Annotated in this window: 15 protein-coding genes; 1 reads left to right on the forward strand and 14 read right to left on the reverse strand. The window is 37.0% G+C overall.

Annotated elements, in window-relative coordinates; all coding sequences use genetic code 11:
• The first annotated feature begins 278 nt into the window (after positions 1 to 278).
• A complete protein-coding gene (bchE, locus tag IQ237_RS06260; RefSeq protein WP_194053386.1) occupies positions 279 to 1,943 on the forward strand; it encodes a magnesium-protoporphyrin IX monomethyl ester anaerobic oxidative cyclase in 1,665 nt (554 codons plus the stop codon).
• A gap of 138 nt (positions 1,944 to 2,081) precedes the next feature.
• Here the strand turns inward: bchE and IQ237_RS06265 are convergent, their stop codons facing one another.
• From IQ237_RS06265 to IQ237_RS06330, 14 genes are all read right to left on the reverse strand, one after another.
• Positions 2,082 to 3,215, reverse strand: a complete 1,134-nt coding sequence (locus IQ237_RS06265; protein WP_194053387.1) for a putative CRISPR-associated protein — start codon at positions 3,213 to 3,215, stop codon at positions 2,082 to 2,084.
• 32 nt (positions 3,216 to 3,247) lie between these two features.
• Positions 3,248 to 4,513, reverse strand: coding sequence for a TIGR02221 family CRISPR-associated protein (gene csx2, locus IQ237_RS06270; RefSeq protein WP_194053388.1), 1,266 nt, complete (start codon positions 4,511 to 4,513; stop codon positions 3,248 to 3,250).
• 20 nt (positions 4,514 to 4,533) lie between these two features.
• Positions 4,534 to 6,873: a TIGR03986 family CRISPR-associated RAMP protein gene (locus IQ237_RS06275; RefSeq protein ID WP_194053389.1), complete on the reverse strand. Its 2,340-nt coding sequence runs from the start codon at positions 6,871 to 6,873 to the stop codon at positions 4,534 to 4,536.
• Positions 6,873 to 7,430, reverse strand: a complete 558-nt coding sequence (csx19, locus tag IQ237_RS06280; RefSeq protein WP_194053390.1) for a CRISPR-associated protein Csx19 — start codon at positions 7,428 to 7,430, stop codon at positions 6,873 to 6,875. The genes IQ237_RS06275 and csx19 overlap by 1 nt, the downstream gene beginning before the upstream one ends.
• On the reverse strand, positions 7,430 to 8,932 hold the full coding sequence (locus IQ237_RS06285; protein ID WP_194053392.1) for an RAMP superfamily CRISPR-associated protein: 1,503 nt from the start codon (positions 8,930 to 8,932) through the stop codon (positions 7,430 to 7,432). Before IQ237_RS06285 ends, csx19 begins: the two co-directional genes overlap by 1 nt.
• Before the next feature lie 7 nt (positions 8,933 to 8,939).
• The gene (locus IQ237_RS06290; RefSeq protein ID WP_194053394.1) at positions 8,940 to 11,438 is read right to left on the reverse strand and encodes an RAMP superfamily CRISPR-associated protein; all 2,499 of its coding nucleotides are present in this window, start codon (positions 11,436 to 11,438) and stop codon (positions 8,940 to 8,942) included.
• Entirely contained in the window at positions 11,431 to 13,170 is a 1,740-nt protein-coding gene (locus IQ237_RS06295; protein WP_194053396.1) for a hypothetical protein, read from the reverse strand. Before IQ237_RS06295 ends, IQ237_RS06290 begins: the two co-directional genes overlap by 8 nt.
• A gap of 249 nt (positions 13,171 to 13,419) precedes the next feature.
• Complete coding sequence (locus IQ237_RS26880; RefSeq protein WP_194053398.1) at positions 13,420 to 13,725, reverse strand: CRISPR-associated protein Csx3; 306 nt, start codon at positions 13,723 to 13,725, stop codon at positions 13,420 to 13,422.
• Positions 13,726 to 14,228: 503 nt separating this feature from the next.
• Complete coding sequence (locus tag IQ237_RS06305) at positions 14,229 to 14,531, reverse strand: 30S ribosomal protein PSRP-3 (RefSeq protein WP_096569556.1); 303 nt, start codon at positions 14,529 to 14,531, stop codon at positions 14,229 to 14,231.
• A 382-nt stretch (positions 14,532 to 14,913) separates the two neighbouring features.
• Positions 14,914 to 16,296 carry a PP2C family protein-serine/threonine phosphatase gene (locus IQ237_RS06310; protein ID WP_194053399.1) on the reverse strand — a complete coding sequence of 461 codons (1,383 nt, stop codon included), beginning with the start codon at positions 16,294 to 16,296 and terminating at the stop codon, positions 14,914 to 14,916.
• Positions 16,297 to 17,517: 1,221 nt separating this feature from the next.
• Positions 17,518 to 19,248 (reverse strand): signal recognition particle-docking protein FtsY, encoded by a 1,731-nt coding sequence (ftsY, locus tag IQ237_RS06315; protein ID WP_194053400.1) that lies wholly within the window; start codon positions 19,246 to 19,248, stop codon positions 17,518 to 17,520.
• A 451-nt stretch (positions 19,249 to 19,699) separates the two neighbouring features.
• Complete coding sequence (nusB, locus tag IQ237_RS06320) at positions 19,700 to 20,338, reverse strand: transcription antitermination factor NusB (RefSeq protein WP_194053401.1); 639 nt, start codon at positions 20,336 to 20,338, stop codon at positions 19,700 to 19,702.
• Between the two features lie 158 nt (positions 20,339 to 20,496).
• On the reverse strand, positions 20,497 to 21,207 hold the full coding sequence (locus tag IQ237_RS06325) for a DUF502 domain-containing protein (RefSeq protein ID WP_096569568.1): 711 nt from the start codon (positions 21,205 to 21,207) through the stop codon (positions 20,497 to 20,499).
• An 890-nt stretch (positions 21,208 to 22,097) separates the two neighbouring features.
• The gene (locus IQ237_RS06330; protein WP_194053402.1) at positions 22,098 to 22,934 is read right to left on the reverse strand and encodes an HpsJ family protein; all 837 of its coding nucleotides are present in this window, start codon (positions 22,932 to 22,934) and stop codon (positions 22,098 to 22,100) included.
• Positions 22,935 to 22,991 lie beyond the last annotated feature (57 nt).

Raw genomic sequence — 22,991 nt, forward strand, 5'->3', positions numbered from 1 at the left:
TGTTTGCACAATTTCCAAATCAAAAAAACTCCTTGAACTCCTTGAACTCCTGACTCCTTGAACTCCTACCCCTCACAGATAACTTTTTCAGCAAACCCTAAGTACAACTTTTATCCAGTAATTTAACTGGTAATTTTTTTGTATATTTAATTTACATCAATTAGTAATAATTTATCCAGAAATTTTTCTCCCTTTTAAATTTTCTAGAAGAAGCAACATAGTTAAAAGTGGGATATTTTCCATCGTTGACTTTTCTGGTAAGAGTTAGGAGTTAGATTATGCGGATTCTGATGATTCAACCCAATTATCATTCTGGTGGTGCGGAAATTGCGGGAAATTGGCCACCTAGTTGGGTTCCCTATGTGGGTGGGGCGTTGAAAACTGCTGGCTTTACCGACATTCGTTTTGTTGATGCTATGACTGATTATATTGCTGATGATGCTTTAGCAGAAATTATCAAAAAGCATCAGCCAGATATTGTTTTGGCGACAGCAATTACACCGATGATTTATCAATCGGAAAAAACCCTACAAATAGTTAAACAAGTTTGCCCCCAAGCAAAGACAATTATGGGTGGGATTCATCCTACCTATATGTACAGTGAAGTTCTCAATGAAGCTCCTTGGGTAGATTATATTATTCGGGGAGAAGGGGAAGAAATTACTGTTAACTTAATCAGTGCGATCGCTCGCGGAAAAGATGAAGCAGAACGTCGTAATATCTTAGGTATTGCTTTCTTAGAAAATGGGCAAGTTGTCGCTACACCAGCCCATCCGCCGATTGCTGATTTAGATACCCTCACCCCAGATTGGGATTTATTAGATTGGAGTAAATATATCTATACTCCGCTAAATGTGCGGGTAGCTGTTCCCAACTATGCTAGAGGTTGTCCTTTTACTTGTCGGTTTTGTTCCCAGTGGGCATTTTGGCGCAAATATCGTTCTAGCAGTCCTAAACAATTTGTTGATCAAATTGAAATTTTGGTCAAAAAACATAAAGTGGGATTTTTCATTTTAGCAGATGAAGAACCAACAATTAATAAACCCAAATTTATCGCTTTGTGTAACGAGTTGATAGAAAGAAATTTGGGTGTACATTGGGGAATAAATACCAGAGTTACAGATATATTGCGGGATGAACATGATTTACCATTGTACCGCAAAGCTGGGTTAGTTCATGTTTCCTTGGGAACAGAAGCAGCAGCACAATTAAAATTGAATTTGTTCCGTAAAGAAACCACAATTGAACAAAATAAACGGGCAATTCAATTGTTAAAACAAAATGGTATGCTGGCGGAAGCTCAATTTATTATGGGTTTGGAAAATGAAACCCCAGAAACAATTGAGGAAACTTACAAAATGGCTTTGGATTGGAAAGCGGACATGGTAAACTGGAATATGTTTACTCCTTGGCCATTTTCCGAGTTATTTCAAGATTTGGGCGATCGCGTAGAAGTGAGAGATTATTCCCAATATAACTTTGTTACTCCCATCATGAAACCCGACGCAATGGAAAGGGAAGATGTATTAAAAGGAGTGCTGCGAAATTATGCCCGGTTTTACCTCCGCAAAAGTTTTGAGTATTGGTTTGAGAAGGATGCTTTTAAACGTAAGTATCTTTTAGGTTGTTTGAAAGCTTTTGTGACAACCACCCTCAACAAGAGATTTTACAATTTAACACGGGTGAAATACAAAGGTTTAAACACAGAAATTGAGTTAGGTTTTGACGAGTCGAAGATTCTCACCCGTGAAGAAATTGCACAGCGTAAACAAGAACATCCAGAGTTAATGGCGGATGTGAATTTTACAGGTAATATTTCTGCTTGTGGCGCTCCTAATGATCTGCCAGAGTTTGTAGAGTCTGAGGTGAAATTTTCCAGTAATATTTCTGCTTGTGGCGCTCCTAATGATCTGCCAGAGTTTGTAGAGTCTGAGCAGGTTTAAGGGAGTATTGAAATTTGGTGTCAGAGGGCAAAAATAAATTTTCTTATTTTATATAGCCCTCTGGCTTTGTGGTTGGTATTTACAATTTCATGGTGTGGCTGTTTGGGTAGGATGGAGAGGTGCGATCGCTGTTTGTTTTTATTTGAACTCGTAATAGCTATCAGAATCTACACGCATAAAAGGCGAATATGCTCTACGCTCACTATCAGGATTAACTTTAACTTTACTTGCGTAGTCAGAACCTTCCTGATCTTCACGAATTGCTCTCCACACCAATAAACGCCAACCCTCTACAGAGACTAAATAGCGATCTGTTGTTCTACCAGGTTTGAGCCAACGTAATCCATTTCCAAGGTTAATATGTTCATATTGAGAAAAAGCATCTTTAGAAGCAGCAGCCCGCAATAAAAACCTAAATGGATCACAGTCATCTAATTGTGCTAGATTATCAAAACAATCTCGAATAGCTTTCTGTGATAGAAAAGGAACTAAGACTGAAGGTTTACGCATTTCTTCAAGAAACAAAAAACCTACAGCAGAAATAGTTACCTGATTATTAGAAAACTCAACTAGAGGTTCTAAAAGTTGTCTTTCTGTATAATGAACTCTTTGTTCCCATTCTGTTTGAGAGATTTCTGTCTCACGCTCTATTTTTTCAAATAAATCTTTATAGATTTCAAATTGCGATCGCTTAAATTCTACAGGAAGCGGTGGTAATTCCAGTAATGTAGTGGACTGTTCAAATATGTAGTCACACTTGATGCCTTTTAGCATACCTAATAAAACGGTATAAGGAACTAAAGCTTTATATCCTCCAGTGGGATTAAGGATAATATTAGTTGAATCATATTGATCAACTTCTTTGAGAATACGTTTAACAAAATTAACAACGCCTTCTTTTCTGAAAAGTGCCGCATCTACAACTTGAAGTCCTGTAATTTGTTCTGCTTTTGCTTCTATACCATTCCAGTGATGTTTTAGATATTTTTCAACCGCAAGAGCGCAACAATAACCATCATCTGTACTTGAAGCAAGTAAGATTATTCTATCATGATCGGTAATACCAATTCTCACAAGCGAGTGAATTTCTGCTGATAGAGTATTCTTCAAATTTTCTCCTTCAGGAGTGATTTCACGAAAGGTAGAAAATACTTGTTCAGCAGCATCTTCTACACTATTTTGTTTTTTAACCCAATCAGTTAAATCTTTTGGTTTAAGTCCTAAAGCTTTTGCAGCACTTGTTCCTACCGAGCAGATAATTGTTTTAACCATTTCAAAACCACCTAAAAATTATTTGGATTTACCTAAATCTTTACTCGCTCTGGTAGTAGTTCTTGACCCAGCTTTTGTAATAGGGGGTAGAGTGATACAGCCTTTTCCTTGAGTCTGAATGCAGGTTGAGGATTAAGATTCATCCCTACATGAGCGATATCATTACGTAGTTGAGTCATTTGATTCCAAACTGTAACAAGTTCATCTGCTTGTGATAATGTAGTAAATTTATCATCACAACGACTAGGAGTAATGGGACGAGGATCTTTTTTGGTCTTTTCCACAGCATTGTTGATAGCATTTTCCACATACTTGCGTCCGTTGTGGTTATCAAACATCAATTCACCAAAGCGTAACACCAATACAGAAATTAACCATTCACGCGCTAGGGTGACAGCTTGTACTACTCGATCTCGTTTAATGTACCACTCAATCATTTGCAACTGTAACCATAAATTTTCTGCTAATGCTGCTTGATCCGTTGGATCTTCTAAAGCAAATTGTCCATACTCTTTTACAACTCTTTCTGACAATAATGAGAATGGTTTAGCACGTTCAGCAAAGCTCGATTCAGCTTGTTTTAATATTTCTTCTAGCCTAGTAGCAGATTGCATTGTTTCAATTGGTCGAGTAAGACTCAAAGCCAATGAAATATTTTCAATACTATTAGCTGTTCTTTCTAAGTGGCTTCTTATTGGTCTACTAGCAGGATTATCACGCAGTTCAATGCCTGATGGAATAGCATTTCTAAGTAAATTAGCAAGTGCTTGTCCATCTCCCATTTCAACGAAACGCTCTGTTGCTGTTAACCAATCAAGCATTCCTATAAATTCCGATAAATCAATTACAGGTGCAGGTATACCAGTTTTAAAGTTACCTAACTCTAATGCACCATAATAAATGGCATCAATAGTAACATTCTTAGCAGCTTTCAAGTAAGCCGCAAATAAGAATACAAGAAAAGGTAAAGAGCGCAGTCCGTGAGTGATATCAAAAATTACATGATCATTTTCGTTCACTTGTTCAGCAATTATTTTAAATGTTTGCCACATTTCTTCAGTGCTTCTACCAGTGGGAATATCAATTGGTTTGATGCGTGAATCTCCCAAAGCCTCTAAAACAGGCCAAGTATTTTCTCTAGCTCTTTCTGTAACACAAACTAACATTGTGTCATAGTCACAAAACTGTCGTAAAGCTTCTGCAAAAACTCCACCAATATACTCATTTCCGTTATGAGTGTAGGTAGTTTGTAGTGCGCCGCGATCGCCTAAAAATGTGATGATATTAATTTTGCTCATTGTTTTTATTCCTTGAATTTTTACTCGGGTAATAAGGGTAAACCTGTTTCATTCCAAAGTGCAGGTAGGGCAACTTTAGATCCACCAGTGCGTTCATTTTCCACGAACCATTCAAAAGCTTTACCCTCTGGATGAGGTGGTACAGGGTTTTGTCCTTGTTGTTGACGTTTTCTAGGATAATACACAGGTTTATTATCGTTAAAACCTTGACATCCACAACAAAATGCTTGAATAAAACGCACTTCTTCAAAGGACTTACCGTTACCATAAGCTTGAGTTACAGCATCCTGAAAAAGTTCGATTGACGCTTCTGCTTCCCTTGGTGATGAATTAAAAATTGAGATTAAGGAAGAATAGAACTCACGCCAATTTTCTCCTTGACGCAAGTCGGTTTCATCCCAATTAATAGTTAGTTTTACACTGCCAAAACCTAACGGTTTACCACCTCCTAAACGATGATAATGGTTTTCAGGAAGGGAGAGTAACCAAAGCAATGCGCCAAGTTCAACATCTGAAAGGTTAGTTACATCAATATTAAAACTGAAGGTGGTATTAGGTTTTACCCAAGCTTTAATAGAACGATTTTGATCATCTGTTTGTTCTACATTATTTTTTGTAGGTCTACGATATTCCTGGAAATGTCCTTCTTGTGGTCTTTGTGTTCTATCTTCAATCGGGTTATTCCAGTGTTGTGCGGGTAAATTATTATGATGAGGGTAAACCTTACGTCCTCTTAAGCCATAATTACTTTGATAAGTATCTTCTTTTGGTATTCCTTTATCAAGTGGAGTTCCTTTGTTATCTTTAGCAATGTAAAATCTTGCTTGTTGTGGTTTTGGTTCACCAAGAATAGCAAGAGGAAAACCATCATCTCCAAATGATTCTACAGGATCATCTGAATTACATTCTACTGAATGAATGCGTAAATTGCCTTTATAAGAACCTTGACCATTTTGATTTACCCAGCCAAATACTCTATCTGCTGGAGAAAGAAACTTAATGTCTGTTGCTGGTTTTAGATTAGTATCCAATAATTCATCAGGAGATACATTATATAATCTTCGAGAAATAGATACAGGAAATAAAGACGTTACTTTATTATTTTTCAGTTCTACATAACATAAAGTACCTTCTTTTAATTCTAGTTCATCGGCTTCATATATATGACGTGACCATGCTGTTTTTCCTGGTGTAGCACCAAGATAATCCTGTGGATTTTGGTGATTTTTACGACGATTTTCTAAATCTTTGATATGGGTTTCTTGGTAATTATTAACCAGTTCTCTCCAAAGAGATTTGATTTCATCTGTAATAGTTATTGTCTCATTATCATTTCTCTCGATAAAAACTCTCTCATATTTTTTACCATTAATATTTGCACCTGTTACTAATACCCATCCTTTCAACCATTCACCATCACCAGGATAAGTTGCGTCCCATTGTCTAATTCGTGTTACTATTCCTTTATTTAGTCTTACCCAAACAGCATGACCATGTTGAGGTAATTCACTAGAGTTGTCATACCTAACCGCTTCTCTACTCTCGCCTTTATCTCGTGAATTACTACTTTTTTGATATCGTGGTAATCTGGCTGTATTACCTGTATTACCTAACAAATCAGGTGCTTCCATTAGTCTTAAAACTAATTGATTATTTCTGCTTTCAACTCTAGCTGGAATCAGATCATTCTTGGTAGGCATCCTCAAGGCTAAACGGTCTTCATGCTTAACAAATACTGATAAGCGAGAATTTGTTACTGTTTCATAAGCCGATCGCAACATTCCTTTGATTGAAGTGGGTGGTAAATATGGTTTACCATCTGCATCTAATCGAATGGGATAAATTTTGTGATCTGTTCCTCTTGCGTTTGCTGCGTCAGGAATAAGTAAAGGTGTCACAGTTGTTAAGGTGACGGAAATTTTACCACTCCAATAATTATCGAGATAAGAACCATGACAACAAGGATTTCTATCTCCTAATTCCCCTTCTATATTACGTGGAAGTGCAGGAACAAAGTTATAGGGGTTGTGAAAGTCTCCTGGTGAATTGTTTCTATGTGAATTGCTAGATGAACGTACTGCTGCTGATGCTGTTACTGATGGTTTAGGTGTAGAAACAATAGATTGAGAAGATTGAAAAGGTTTACCTTTTTCGCGGATCTGTTTTGGTTGTCCACCAATTTCTTCTAATTCAACTTCTAAATTATTGAGTCGTGCGATTTCTTTTTTCTTGAGTTCTAACAAATCTGTTGACAGCGCAGAGTCTGAAACTGGAAAACCACTAATAAATCCCCCTTTACTATTAGTAAATTGCAATTGAATTTTTCCATTTTTAGAAACAATTAATTTTCCTGATAACATTATTTCACCTCTAATCCTGTTAATCTTTCTTCCACTACTGAAACATTGCCATTTTCATCAGTTACTTTTAGATATTCAACAGCATTCAAATAAACTCGTTCATTAGCAGTTAATCCTTGTACTGGAACATCTATAGAACCAATACGAGCAGTAGATAATTTACACCATCCTGAACTTGATTCAGTTTTTGCTTTATCACCCCATAAAATATATTGTTGATGAATTGTATCTAATATTTCTATTTCAGCAATATTTTCATCTAAATAATCTGAAATATTTTGTTCAGAAATTAAAACAGCTTTACCTTCGCCGTTTAACTCGTTTAACCAACGTAACTCACAATTTTGGTTAAATGCTCGTAATTCAAAAACTTTATCAAGGGATAAAATTTGATTATTTGCATTTGCTAAATGTCCATTTTCCTGAACTTTAGCAAATTGGCAGCTAGTAGGAGAATAAATAATTGCCACTGCGTTAGAAAGTGCTGATGCACATTTTTCTAAAGCTGAGTTTAGAGTGATATTTTTTTGTGTGCATCTTCCGTATAAAGTTACCATTAATTATCCCCCTGATTTTGTTGATTAATCCAATTTTTCCAACCATTATTTAAAGTTTGTAAAAGCTCAGAATCTAACTCTGTTAAACTACCCTTTTCTAAAGTTACGTTTGTAAATTCTTCTAAATCATCTGACAGATTTTCCCCTTGAATCACAATGTTGTTAACTTTAATTGAACCCATGCCTCTATTTGTTCCATATCCTAGAGGAATCCGACCATCTGCTAAATCACGTAAACATAACAACAGGAGAGAAATAATAGCAAATAGTTTTTCTTGAGGAAGACGAGTTATATCTAAAGTTAGATATATAGGTTTCCAACTAATTTTCATCAACTCTAAATTGCTGTACAACATACCATCAGCAGCACCTCCAGTCCATCTATCTACTGCTACATGAAAAGCCTGTTGAACATTTTGGAGATGAGCATGATTTAGTGATTCTCTCAGAGTTGTTTCATTAGTGGCAGCTTCTATATTTGCCCAATCTGATGCAGTGATAATTTTATTAGCATAGCAATCATCAATAAAAAGTGAACCAATACCTTTTACTGTTTGTTGATTAGCTTTTGCTCTTGTACCAAATAATTCATTAACTAACGGAACTTCAATTTGTTCCATAAAATCTGCATTTCTGTTAATTAGGTATGAACAAACAGTTCTAATAATGCGTTCTGCTTGAAACCGCAAAGCACCTTTAATTGAACTACCTGGTAAAACGAATGTTAGACTACTATCAATTGCACTAACTAAGGGAAGGATATCAACAGCAATACCATTACCTTCTGCTTTGACCATTAATTGACTTTGTGGTTGCCAATTAATTTCAAATGTCAATTTTTTTCTTTGAGAAGAAATGGTACTACTTTGTAAAAAGACAGATGAATTAATTATTTCATCCTTACCCTGCAAAGCTTTTAATATACCGTCACGTTGACTCAAGTTAGATTCACGGATACTTAAATTAAATAATTTTACTTTTCCTAATCCTCTCGTTTTGGCTGCACCTAAACGAATCTCTCCTTTTTCTAAAGATTTAATTAAATAGGCAAAGCTATTCTTGTATTCTGTTGCTTCTTCTGAAGACTGAAAAGGTAATTCTAAGGTCATATTTAACGGTATTTTACAACCTTTAGGCAGTATTGCACGGTCATATTTTGCTTTTTCTGCAGCTGTACCCCATTCTCTATGAATGCCTACACCATCTCTAATTTCAGCGTTTACACCCTGAATAGGTGCATCTTCCACAAGAATAAAACTAGCGTGACCCTCAGCATTTTTTTCTTGCTGATAACCCCATAGACTATTTGCTTTCTGAGAATCTTCTATCCAACTACGAAAAGCTCCTGCTAAACTTGTTCCAGGAATATAATATTTACCTTGACCATTAACAGCTAAAGGCAAATCTATTTGAGGATTACCACCCACTCCACCTACATGAATAGGGGTTTGAGCAATTAACTGACCACTAACTTTAATCCGAGATGATATTTTACGTGCCATGTAATTTTTACCCTACTTTTTGAATGTTTTTCTGTTGGTTTTCAAGCTCACGTTTATGAGCGCGGATACAAGCATCCATTAAAATTTGTACCGCTTCTGACCACAATTCATTTTTAAGTTTTTGTTCTCCTGTTTTAGTCAGAGTAAATTCTGCCAACCCGTCTTTGTGTCCTAATTTTATTAAAGCTGATGATAAATGTTCCCAAATTTCTGTAGGACTGGTTATTAGTTGACGAAGCTTGTCTAAACTACCACTTGGCCATTTATTAGCACGATTTTTAGTATCTTGTAAATGTTGAATCCATCTTTGTAATCCCTCATCTTCTGGTGATTCAATCCGTGATAAAACTGAGCGTAAACTTCCTAATTGACTCATAGGAGGTTTACTTTCCCCGTTTTCAATTCTGATATCTAAAATTTGTGTACGAAAAGTATACTCAGAAACTAAAAGTTCAGAAGCTAAAAATAAAGATGCTCGATGAATAATTTCTCTCCAGGCTGCTTTTTCAATGATATGAGCGTAATCAATAATATCTTGCTCATCTTCAAGATAATGATTGAAATTATTATCTTGCTTTTTATCTTTTGATTCTGGTTTTGATTCTGGCTTTGGCATTGGGTTGGTTAAGATTGGATCATTTAAAGAAATTTGACCATAACCTTCTGCTCTACGTTCACCAATACCTCTTGATTGAATTTGAGCTAATAAGTTCTGCTCAAGGGTTCCTTCTATGATTTCAAAAACAACACAAGTTCCTGCTGCTAGTCCCACTAAAGAAGGTCTAGGTAATCCCCAGCGTACTTGCCAAGAATCTATGCGATGTGTTCTGGCTATATATGGGAGTTTTTTCTCGTCAGAAGATTTGATTTCTAGTTTTACATTTAAATGTTTTTCTAGTTCTTGTTCGAGATACTTAATGTCAGTTGTTGGTCGCAATCTTTCATCTCTGAGTAATACGTCAGAAAGCAACCAGACAGTTAACTCTTTATTGTTAGTCGCTGAACTTTCTTTTTTAGGTTCTCGATTGTCTAAAACACTTAATTCTATATCGCCATAGTCGTCTTTTTTGGATTGTCCAATGCGATAGGTTCCTTTTAAAAGTTTACGCCAATCTTTTTTATCTAGCATATCTGCTATAGATTTTTTCAATTTCAATTTAGCTTGTAGTTTAGTTCCTGGTTGAATAGCTTCATAACTGTAAACACCACCTAAATCACTGGTAGGACGTTGAAATTTATCTTCAATAGTGTTATGCGTTCCTACGGTCATTTGAACTGTTTTATATTGAGGCAAATTATTTCCATCTGTAGAGTCAATATACCCTGCACGATAACCTTTTAATTGTCCTTCTGGTTCGTCTTCACAAAAGCGGTTATAAACCTCACCTCCCTTATCTAATCCACCTCCTAATTTTTTGTAGAATAATGCTAAGGGAACAGGTCTTCCTTGTTGTTGGTTTACTTCTAAAGTGGCATTAGTAAGAATGATATCACCATGAGCGATCGCACTAACTAAATCTACACCTAGACCACTTAATTTTTTAAAAATTATTCTTAATAAATGAGTTCCAGGAATATAATCAAGTGTCTCAACTACGTTACCTACAGTGCGTTTAGAAATAATCAGAGGGGATTTTGTAGTAATTCCTAAGTTAATTTCTACCCATTCTTCATTTACAAGATCGTTTACATATCCTGTATTTTTTGTATCTTCTTTTTCTGATGCCTTATCAATTAATGGTGCTTGTGGTTGAGGATGTTTTGAAATCCAATCAATATAAGATTTTATATCCTCACCTTTTATTTCTAATTCACACTTTCCTGCTCCTCTGCGACGTTTACCACCTAGACGTTCTACAAATTTAGTACCAGCAACTAATAACGCATGAGCAGTCTTTTGTTGCTCTTGATTTGTTGGTAAATTTAATTCACATTTTGCCTCTAGTAAAGCACCACCTCTAACTACTTCTTCAAACCTCAAAAAGTCTTCTTTAGCACAACCAGATTCACTATCTATACTAATTCCTGGTTTCACAAAAGTTAGAGCATTTTTCACGCTGGGTTTATTCTTTAAAACTTCTCTTAAGGAATCTGAAAAATATGCTGCACGTATAGATAAAGCCGCAGGAAGAGGTTCTTTTTCTATTGCTTCTTTTGCTAAAGCAGGTTGTTCACCAAAGAGATAATTTACCCACTGTTGCCAAACACCGTTTTCACCATTATCTAAACCAAAAGCTACTAACTCACAAGCATCTCGTAAAATACCTGTCAGAGTTTTAGCTGGGATATAAGGAAGTTCATCTTTATCTTTTTGTACTAAACTGTCAATATCTCCTGGTATTCCTGCACCAGCGCCAATGTGCCAATCACTGGTAAGCTTAATTTTGATGGTCAATTGTCTAGTTAATTGTTCAGACTTTGAAGTATTTGAATGATTCAGTGTGATATTAGTTTTATTTTGAGATTGATTTTTCTGAGGTTGTTTTGGTTTATTCTTTTTAGACATTATTTTTATCCTCTACATTTACTACATTTAAAAATTCGGCTGCATCTATAGCATCTAATAGTCCAGTAATATCAATTCCTGAATCTGGCTCTCTTTCAAAAAGAGAATCTTGACTACCTGCTAAAGTCGTAATATTTTGATCATGATAACGATCTCTAATTAAACGATATCGCGCATCAGCAACTTCTTTACCTAAAAATAATCCTGCTTTTAGGTCGTGCATTTGGCTATTAGGTAATTTTCTTTTATCACCATCATTTTCATCTTTAGTTACAAGGACTTTAATTTTTGCTTCTAACTTAGAAAATTGATGAAATTTAGCCCATTCCGAACCATTTGCTTTTGTAATATCATCTTCACAAGTGACTACATAAGGACGATTATGTAATTTTTTGTTTTCGCTTTCTAGCTTGCTACGAATAGTCTTGAAATCAACACTACTAGAATCATAAAGGATATGGAAATCGAAAGATGAACAAGGATAGGGTTTTTCTTTTTCTAAATGAAAATGAGTTACCTTTTTCTTGACTTCTTTGGCAGATTGCATCAGTTTTTCTGCTAATTCATAAGCCACAGAAAAGGGAAATTTTGGTTTAATAATTGCTATACCCGCACAAGCAGAAAGACGAGGAACACCTAATGCTTTTTCTGCAATTTCTGGAATGATGCCATCTAAATGTTCTTGGGATTGACTCTTTGTTTCTTTTTCAAAAGCTGTCAGGAATTTTTTTGTAAATTCAATAGCAATTTTACCATCACAAACTACAGTTAAATCATCACCTCCTAAAACTAATGGTATGATTGTTACTAATTTTTTATCGGTAGCTTTAAAAGCATCAAGGGCAGAAATAAAAGCTTTTTCTGTACAAATATCTAATGCAATAGAAAACTTTCTCAGTTTTTCCACATAGTTTCTATTAGCTTCAGCACAATTTTGATGCTCATTTTTTATATGCTTTTCAAAATCTAGAAATATTTCTCCTAAGCCATTACCATCAGCATGAATAACAGATAACCATGTTCCTTCATTTTCTAAATAGTCAATTAATTGACGAGTGCTATTAGGAAAATCAATTTCAGATTTTTCTTTTTTTAGTAATTCTCTAATTCTTTCTAACCCTTCTTTACTAGAGTCTCTTTTACTGCAACTGACTACAGACATGACTACTGTTTCTCCATCAGTGTTATCTATTTGAGAAGCAGGTAAACCACTTGTAGAACATTCATCTATTATTGGTAAACGCAAAAATCTTAAATCGGGGGCAGGTCTTTGAGAGCGAAATGTTGCAAATTTCTGATGTATTTTCCGGTTAATTTCTCCCAAACTATCGTTATTCCAATCAAATTCATAAATAACGCCGCAAATATCTAAACCAGGTGCTTCTTTCAAAGCTGTGTGAGTGACATATTGAATGATTTTTTGAGCAGTTGTTTTTTCTTTTGTTAGTAAAAGAGCTTTTCCTGAAGTTGCTACAATTACTTCAACTTCAATATTATTATTAGTATCAATAGGTGGATTCAATTTTTCATTTAGAATGTTAGCTCTGAGTTGCTGACCATTTTTAAAAAGACTCAAGCCTGGATTAGATTTACTCACTTGTTCTACAGCTTTTAAAACCCATTTTGTACCAGCAATATAAGTTAACTCAGAAGCACCAATATTTTCTTTCAGCTTGTTGCTTGAAAAAATGTAGTTTTGATTTCCAGACGTTTCAATTAGTACCAAATACATAATTTATCTCTAAATACTCTAATTGACAAAAAGCGTTCTAGTGAGAGAAGCGATCGCTCCCCTCCTACCCCCCAACCTATACCGTCAAATGCAGGAAAAATCCTCACCTCGCTGTCATCGGTAAATTCTACCTATAAGCTTATATGATTATTACTCAACATAACCACTAAGAATATTACAATCGCTGTAAATAATTACTACAAACTGTAAACTAGAATATTCACATATAGTAAAAATCAGCTAATTTCTTTAATCAATCAAATCTCCCAACTTATAAGTGGGATTGTGAGTAATACAAATCACATATTTTGCTAATTTGGGATCATAAAAACCAATTGCACTGTAAATATGTGCCAACTTATGCGCCAAAACAAAAGCCACGGGAATAGATACAGGTCCATTAATTTTCAATAATTGACCCCCTGCTAACTCTCCCGACTGCGCCATTTCTTCTAAGCGTGCCGCTGCATCCTTAACTATTTGGTCATTTTGGGCAGGTTCACCAAATTTAATCCGTAAAATTCCCGCTTGTAATTCAATGTTATAAGTAGTCACGGTTTGCATCTCCAACCAATAACTACATCATACATGACAGTGGAAGTAGCCTATTCCAACGAATTTTATGTAGGGGTTAATGAATGTAGGGACAATTCATGAATTGTCCCTAGAAGGGTTTCAAAGCTTATGTAGGGTTTGTTGAAGATGTAGTAATACAAACAAAAATATTTTTATACTTAATATTATTTATAAGCTATAACTAGGGCTTTTAAGACTCTATATGTTACATCAGATTTTCAATGATTATACAGCAGGAGTCAGGAGTCAGGAGTAAAACTAGCTTAGTGTATAGGTTTCAATTTAGATTCTGTACCTAATGGATTTGCAATCTGCTGTATTATGATTTATGCAAGCAAGATGCCTGCACCACAGGAGTTTTAAGGTTATGTGTAGTAGAGATAAAACCATTAAACTATGGAATAATTGGAACATCGGGACTGGGTAGTAATTGATAATTACCAATTACCAATTACCAATTACCAATCACCAAATTAAAACAATCAGGCGCTACCTGTAAAGGCAACTTCGGGAAACTTCAACTGCGCTTCTGCCATTGGGCGGTTTCTGCCTTCTTCTTGCCAGTAGTTGATCACTTCTGTGGCTTTGTTTAGCAACTCAACGCGATCAACATCAGTAATCCAGTGTTTGGATTCTAACTCTTTTTTCAGTTCTTCCCACGCATCATTACGAGGCCAGAAGAAGTATTTAGTTAAGGGGCTTGTGCCTTTACCAACAACCTGATCAACTGCTAAGGCTACGTTCTCATCTAACCAGAGAATTTTTAAGATAAATTTTGTGGTCAATCGTACCTCCGGGACAAATCCGGCTATAACTTACTAATGTTTGCGACCACTTATTATAACTGAATATCTGTCCTATTGACCAATGAGTTTCAAAGTCAGTTTGATCTCCCGACTCCTGGGGCAACCACCTATCCATTACCGGGATCTTTCTTAACATTCGTGAGAGCGATCGCTTGCAGACCCCCAACCCTTAATCCTCCGTTGCTGATTCTCAATAAAATGAGGTTTTTATCAATAAATATGAGGTACATTTTGTCAAGATCAGGTAAATTCAAAAGTCTTGAAACCTTTACCAAGTATAGGTTTTAAGATTGTTAAGAAAGATGTTTATAATGGATAGGGGCAACCACGGGGGGTTTGCCCCTACTGCCTCCTCCTGTAATCACAAAATTTGTAAAACCACCATAGTCATATCATCAGTATTTTGTCGTTCAGAACCGATAAAATCCTGAACCTTATCAAACAAATAATCAACAATTTCCTGGGGTCCATTGCAATAACGACAAGCAGCATTAAACGAAGTCACAAAATTATCTTCATCAAAGCGATCGCCACCAGCCGCCGCCGCATCCGTTAAACCATCTGTATAATAAATAACTGTATCCCCTGGTTCTAATTGTGCTTCCCCATTCTCATATTGACTATTTGCATCCAAACCAATCAACATCCCCATAGTATCCAATCTCGTCACTGTTTTAGTAGCCGCGTGCCACCACAAAGGCGGATTATGTGCTGCATTACTATAAGATAACAATCTTGTACGGGGATTATATTCTGAATAAAACAAAGTGACAAACCGGTGGGAATTTTCCAAATCAGCATACATCACACGATTCAAATTTTGCAAAATTCCCGCCGCAGAATTACCATGTAATACTTCACCTCTGAGCATTCCTCGCAACATGGTCATAATTAAACCAGCAGGAACACCTTTACCCATCACATCCCCAATTACCAAAGCCCAACGGGCATCTTCTTTACTGCTATTAAGATTAGATTTAAACTGATTATGATTTGTGGGAATAAAATCATAATAATCTCCACCCACACGATTAGCCGGTTTACAACGTGCGGCCAAAACAGCACCAGGAACATTAGGACATTGACGCGGTAAAAGTCGCCGTTGAATCTCAGCACCAATTTCTAATTCTTGATCTAATCGTTCTTTTTTCCTCAATTCTACTGCTAGTTCATCGTTGTCAATAGCTACGGCTGTTTGATCTGCAACTAACCTGACTAACTTTTGTCTAGTTTCTGTCCAACTATATTCTGGATCACGGCTTAAAACATAAAGCCATCCCCTTTCTGTATGTTTAACTATAATTGCTGTACCAAAAATCTGCACATCTGGTCCTAAATATTGATGCATCTGAGCATCTAAAATTCCTGTGGTTGTCAGTGGTGCAGAATTAGGTAACAGTGTAATTTTACTTGTAGCATTTTCTAGGGCTTTGCGGATAATTTTCCGTTGTTGACTATCCTGCCAATGTAGCTGCTCTAACCTAATTTGACCATTTGGTTTATAGAGAAATAGGGCGCTACCTTCAGCATCGGTAACTCTGGTGGCCATGAGAGGAATCAGTTCCAAAAACTGATTCAAATTATTGAAACTTCTGAGAGCAAATCCTAAAGAACTCAGCAAATCTTGAATTTTTTTCTGTTCCCGATGCAGTCTAGCCACAAGTTCTTTGAGTGCCACAACTGGAGTGACATCTGTGGTGGCACTACTATTAATTTCGGTGGAGTGAGAAGGAACTTGAGACACAGGTAAGTAGGTAGGCGTTGAAATTTATCGTTATGGCAAGGCAAGAGGCAAAAGACAAAAGGCAAGAGTGAATAGGTTTTCAGTGTGATTTACATTTTGTAACATACTTTGGTTTTTTCACGTTGTTTTACTTAAATATACTATTGCATTTGATATTAACAGATGGCAGATTGATGATTTATGAGCAATTTTTTATTTAGTGTTGCTCAATCATATTCGACAAGATTAGTTATTTTAGCAAGAGTAGAAAGATTGAAGATGTGATTTTGAACAGTATTGCATTTGCTGGTTTTATTGTTTGCCATTTATCAGGAGTTTCCGGTCATTGTATTTTTAGTTAAACCCTGTCTAGTATAAAGCAGTAATTTTGATAACGCTATAGACGGCTTATAATTTTTTCATGCCTTAATTAGTAATTCATATATCTGGGGAAATAAAACTTTCTTTTAATCAGAGTCGTTGCTTACACCTACAGAGTAAGTCTGGCGATTTTTCGATTAATGTATTTGAGACTGGCTTGTTAAACCGGGTGTTCCTACTGGAGTGAGAAAAAAAATATTTTTCATCATACCTGTAAACCCCAAAATACAAGTAACAAATTGTAAACATTTAACTGGTATATCATAAAATTCCCTGAATGTTTACTCAAATACCAAGTTTCTGTATCCAGTTTATTAGCTATGAAATTTTGAATGGCTAAATATGCAATTTAGCTCAAGACACAATATCTAGAATCTATAGGAAATAGAACCTAGATCAAGGATACTCTGGAATCTTTCAACCAAAACCTATATGGAGTGTTTTGGTTAAACCATGATAATTGACATCTGTAAATGGTCAAGAAAGAGTATTTATATGTAATTTTGCCAGTAGAACCTGATAACCAAGTTAGGAGTCATTAGCTACTTTGTTGACACTCGTCCACTTGTGTGTGAATACCTTTTACAGTTATCGATGAACCTTGTGCTGTATTAGATGGATCATTGGGCAGTGATAAAAATAGCTTTAGTGTGAAATTCTACCAGAAGTTGGCCATTTTTTGTAAAAAAAAAAGAATTATTTTAATTTATGGGACTGGTGACTGGGGACTGGGGAAGAAGCATGGGAGCAGGGAGCAGGGGGAAAATTATTTGTATTTTCCCAATCACCAATCACCAATCACCAATCACCAATCACCAATCACCAATCACCAATCACCAATCACCAATCACCAATCACCAATCACCCATTTAAAAGTGCTTCGACAAATTCATAACTAGAGAAGGGGCGTAAATCTTCAATTCCTTCTCCAGCACCAATAAAGCGAATGGGTAAGCCTAACTGTTGTACAACTGCTAAAGCAACTCCTCCTTTAGCCGTACCATCTAGCTTGGTTAAGACAACACCGCTGAGTTGGGCAGCTTGGGAAAATACTTCAGCTTGTCGTAGTCCGTTTTGTCCCAAGGTAGAATCTAGAACTAAAAGCGATTCTACATGGGCATTTGGAGCTTTTTTGTCAATAATTCGCCGAATTTTACTTAATTCGTCCATTAAGTTTTTCTTGTTTTGCAGTCGTCCAGCGGTATCTACTAATAATAATTCCGTGCCTCGTGACTGGGCGGCGGCGATCGCATCAAATACCACTGCGGCTGGATCTGTATTCTTCCCAGGATTAGCTATAACTTCTACTCCGCTTCTTGTTCCCCAAACTTTCACTTGTTCTACAGCAGCAGCCCGGAAAGTGTCAGCAGCACCAATTAAGCAGTTATAGCCGGATTTTTGGGCTAAATGGGCAATTTTACCGATTGTTGTAGTTTTACCAGCACCGTTAACTCCTGTAATTAACCAAATGGTTAAGTTATCTTTTTCTGGGGCAAAGCTGGATCTGGGTGCTGCTTCAATTGGTGCATCTAGCATATCCCGGAGGATTTGTTTCAGGTAGGCGATCGCCTGTTCTGGGGGCGTAACTTCATCCCGCAATTTTTGCTGTAAAGCATCAATAATAAAATCTGTGGCTTCTACACCCACATCAGCTTGCAGCAGTAATGCCTCAATTTCAGTTACAGCAGCTTGATTTAATGGTCCTTGTCCAACAATGGCTTTGAGTTGGTTAAGGATATTGCGCCGAGTTTTATCTAAACCTTGGCGTAATTTTTTCAACCAGGTAATTTCTTCTATAGAAATATCTTCGGCCTTTCTACCTTGTGCTGCTAAAACTTCTGCTGACCATACAAACCCATCATCAAATTCTATGACGGGAATTTCTGCTGCTGTTTCTGGTGTGGTTGTGGTTGATGTTGAAGTTGATGTTGAAGTTGGTGTTGTTTCCGGTTGTGCAACTTCAACGGCACTGGCTATCAATCTTTCCTGTTTGGCTTGCCTTTCTGCTGCTGCCCGTTCTAAAAAGGATAAAGTTGCTGGTTGTTGATCACTAACTGGAGTTTCTGAGCTAGTAACTTCTAATTCCTCAGTAACAGATGTTGCTTCTACTGATGTTGGTGCAGTTACTTCTTCTACAGATATTTCTGCGGTTTCTTCAGTAACAGAAGTTGTTTCCGCTGGGGTTGGTGCAGTTACTTCTTCTACAGATGTTTCTGCGGTTTCTTCAGTAACAGATGTTGCTTCTACTGGTGTTGGTGCAGTTACTTCTTCTACAGATGTTTCTGCGGTTTCTTCAGTAACAGAGGTTGCTTCTATTGGGGTTGGTGCAGTTACTTCTTCTACAGATATTTCTGCGGTTTCTTCAGTAACAGATGCTTCTGCTGGTGCAGTTTCTTGGGGCTGAGATTGTTGTTTTTGCTGAATATTTTTATAAGCAGCTTTAGCATAAGCCAATAGATCCGCCGTATCAGGTGTAGTTTCTGCGGCTGGTTCTGGCGGTGCTTCTTGTGTAGGCTGAGTTTCCCCCTGTGGTTGTGTTTGAGGGGTTTGAGAAGAATCGTTATGTTGACGGCGGAACCAATTAAAAACCATTGCAGCAGTATTATATTTATTAGTGTTATTAGTTATCAGTTATCAGCTAGTTATTAGTTTAATTTAATTTGCCACTTTTTCCGGGGTGGGAAGTTTTCCAAATATCCTCACTTTTAACGCACTCAAAGATCGGGAAGAAGCGAGGATATCACTCTATGCTATTTGTTTCTGCTGCTATATAAAACCTAGACAAAGCTAGACTTTACTTTCTACTTCAACGGGAGCATGGGAGCGGTTATCCCTCAGTAGACTTGCACGCTGTAGCCCAACGCGACTTTCTCAGGTTAAGATTTGGAAACAGACTATCACTCACTATCAATGCTTAGTTTTCGCGTCGGTAATAGTCTGATTCAATACTTGATATCTGAGGATTATATATCAAGTTGGCATTTTTCTGAGCCAACTTATGTCCATTTTTGTCAACATAAGTATATTATTGTCTATAAAATGGTCAACTTAGGACAAGCTCTGTGACACGACGGAGAACACCATTAATAAAGCGATGTCCGTCGTCTCCACTGTAGCGTTTAGCTAATTCTACAGCTTCGTTGATGGCAATACTGGCGGGAACTGCCATAAAGTTCATTTCGGCTACGGCAATTTGTAAGATATCCCGATCTATTTGTGCTAGTCGTGTTACTTGCCAATCTACTAAAGCTCCAGAAATTATTTGATCAAGGACGTTGCGGTTTTCATCAACGGTGATCACTATTTCTTTAGCATAATTGCGAACTTCCTTATCTTGATTGGCTAACTGAATCAATTCTGGAAAATCAACGGCTGTACCCAATTGGTTGATAGCTGTCTGGGTATAGGTGATCGCTTCTTGCAGCATGGTTCTAGCTGTATTCAGGTCAGAAGCCCGCGTTTGACTGGTTAAAAGGCGATCATTACTACGTTGTAGTTCTGCGGCTGCACTATTCAGGGTGTCTTGCACTTCTGTAGTCAGCGTGCGGACTGCACCCAAAACTAATTTGGCTACCAGTTGTTCATCTGGCAGTTTCTCTAATTTTTTGGGGTTGACTGGCAGTTGGCTGAGGCTTAACAATGCCAGTTCTCTGGCTATTTGCTGGGGTTTACGACGTTGCATAATGGTGGTTCTGGTTAGGGAAGAAGTAATGAAGTAAATAGGGCAAACTTATTAATATATCAAGTTTGACATATTTTAACAATTAGATTGTCTGTTGGTAGTGGGTAATGGGTAATTGGGGGATGCTGAATAAACCAAAAAGCCTCTTCAATAATTGATCAAGCTTCTTCTACAGAAATAACGTGACTTTTGGGTTCTATTGCTGACACTGCGGTTGGTAAAACCAATGGGGATATGCCATTATTGGGGGCGACTATACCTCCTGAGACTACTATTTTAAAAGCGTCTTCTATAGATATTGAGAGGTTTACTACTTCATCTTCTCGAACCAGTGCATACCATCCAGTGGTAGGGTTAGGGGTGGTGGGGATAAAAACGCTCAACAGCGGTTGATTCATCTGGGTTTGGATATCGCTACTCACTGCACCAGTGACAAAGGCGATCGCCCAAATTCCTTTTCTGGGATACTCTAATAAAACGACACGGCGAAATTTACCATTGGAATCTTTGAGTATTGTTTCTAATAATTGCTTGAGGGTTTTGTATACCTGACCAGCTAAGGGTATAGCTTGCAGTATTCTCTCCCCAAAATCTAGCAACCACTTACCAACTATATTCCGAGCCATCAAACCAATGACTAGAATGCTCAATAGTGGTACTGCCAGTCCAACTAGCAAATTCAATAAATTGACTAATATCGGATGTAGACCATCAAAGGGATTTAGCTGTTTGGGGATTTGGGTGAGAAAGTTTACTACCCAACTGGCAATAGTAATGGTCAGCCAGATGGTAGTTGCTAGGGGAATTACCACCAACAAACCAGCAATCAGGTCATTTTTTAAGTCCTGTTTCAGCCGTTCAATTACCAAGCCCCGATTCTCCTTTTTTTAGGCTACTAAACTTTTTGTGATTGCTATCCAAAGTTCCTTAAAGCTGGGATTTTTCTCCCATGCTCCCTGTTTCATGCTTTATAACCGATACAAAAAAGCTAACTAAGTCACTAGTGTTACTTTTCTTTGTAATACTTGTAAATGATTGTTGCAAGTTTCTCAGGTATTATCAATCCTAACGCGCTATCCTACCAAATGAGCAAAATTGTTCAACAGGAAGATGCTTTAAACTACATAAATCAAGCAGATAACTCTGTTCTTGATGTTTAACGCACCCTGCGACACACTTTTGGTATGACAGGCAGTGTTAGTCCTATTGATCATGAAACTCTTACTACAAGACGGTTTTATGTTCTAACTCCTGGGGAAAAATTAAGTTTTGTGAAAAAAATTAATTTATGATTTGAATTTTATCAATGAAGTACACACCAATTCAATACTTTTCGGTTCAGCCCAAAACAACGAAATAACGTAGGTTGGGTTGAGGAACGTTCACGCAGTGTGCCGAAGGCATAACCCAACATTTACAAGGGTTTGTTGGGTTTCACTTCGTTTAACCCAACCTACAAAAATACTTAACCGAACCGTATTGCACACCAATTTATTCACTGTTCCCTGTTAAAACTATCGGCTGACGCTCACAGCGAAGCCTTGCACAATTTTAATTTTGACCATCCTCAATCCCTTGATTTATCTAGGTTTTACATTTATTCAGCAAGCCCTACTTAAAGAAAAAATCGTTCCTATCCAACTCTTGAAACTGTCACCTGGGTCTTTCACAGATAATTTTTTCAGCAAACCCTACTGAATCCTGCGATAATAAGCCGCCAACTCTAGTTGACGGCTCATCTTAGTTAGCAACCGATGAATTAACGCGCTGGCGCTTTCCGTTTCCCACCTTGTAAAGATCCCATCCCTTTTAATCCTGTCCAACCGATGATGATATAACCGATAGCTAATAATAAACTGCTAATACCTATCCTTAGTCCAGACTTCCAAGCACTTTCTTTCGCTTGTTTTTCAGCTTCTTCTTTCTGTTGGCGAATTTGATTGATTCTTTGTTGGGCTACTTGATTAGGATCTGTTTGTTCAGCAATAAATTTGTCCAATTCTTGAGGATTGGCTTTAAATTTCTTCAGTAATTCTTTTTGCTCTGCGGGCAGTTGAGGGTTTTCCAGTGCTTGCTTATATCTCTGCTCGTCTTTAATTAGTTCAGTAAACTGTGCCTTGGCTTGGCTTCGGGCTTGTTCTAACTGTGCTTTGGCCTGATCATTATTTAGCTGATTGAGAAATTGAGATAGCTGGTTGTTAAGTTGGGTTTCTGCTTGCTGGGCTTCTTGGGAAATTTGATTGACTCTTTGTGTGCTGGCTTGACGGACATTGTTGAGATGGAGAGGGAAAATCAACAAGAATATCAAACCTAAGAGGCTGGCAAGTATCAAAGAGGGAAATCTGAGATCCAAACTTGAGCGATCGCCTCCCTCAGCACTATCAAACCAATATGCAGCCAAGATCATCCCTAAACCTACCATTGGCACAATTCCCCGATCAACCAAGGCTGTTGTTAAGCCAATTTGTGCTTGCTTGTCAGTGGGACTAAAACCCAACAACAAAATCACAAAATCAACAAAAAAAGACAAAATGCAAACTATCCCAACTACCTTGAGTGCAAGGGAAGTATTCGAGGAAACAACACGGTTAACCATATTTTTGTAAATTTCTTGTGAATAAACTGATTGACATTTATCAAGTTACAACTATCA

This window comes from Sphaerospermopsis sp. LEGE 08334 (genome assembly GCF_015207205.1).
In the GTDB taxonomy this organism is placed as follows: Bacteria; Cyanobacteriota; Cyanobacteriia; order Cyanobacteriales; family Nostocaceae; genus Sphaerospermopsis.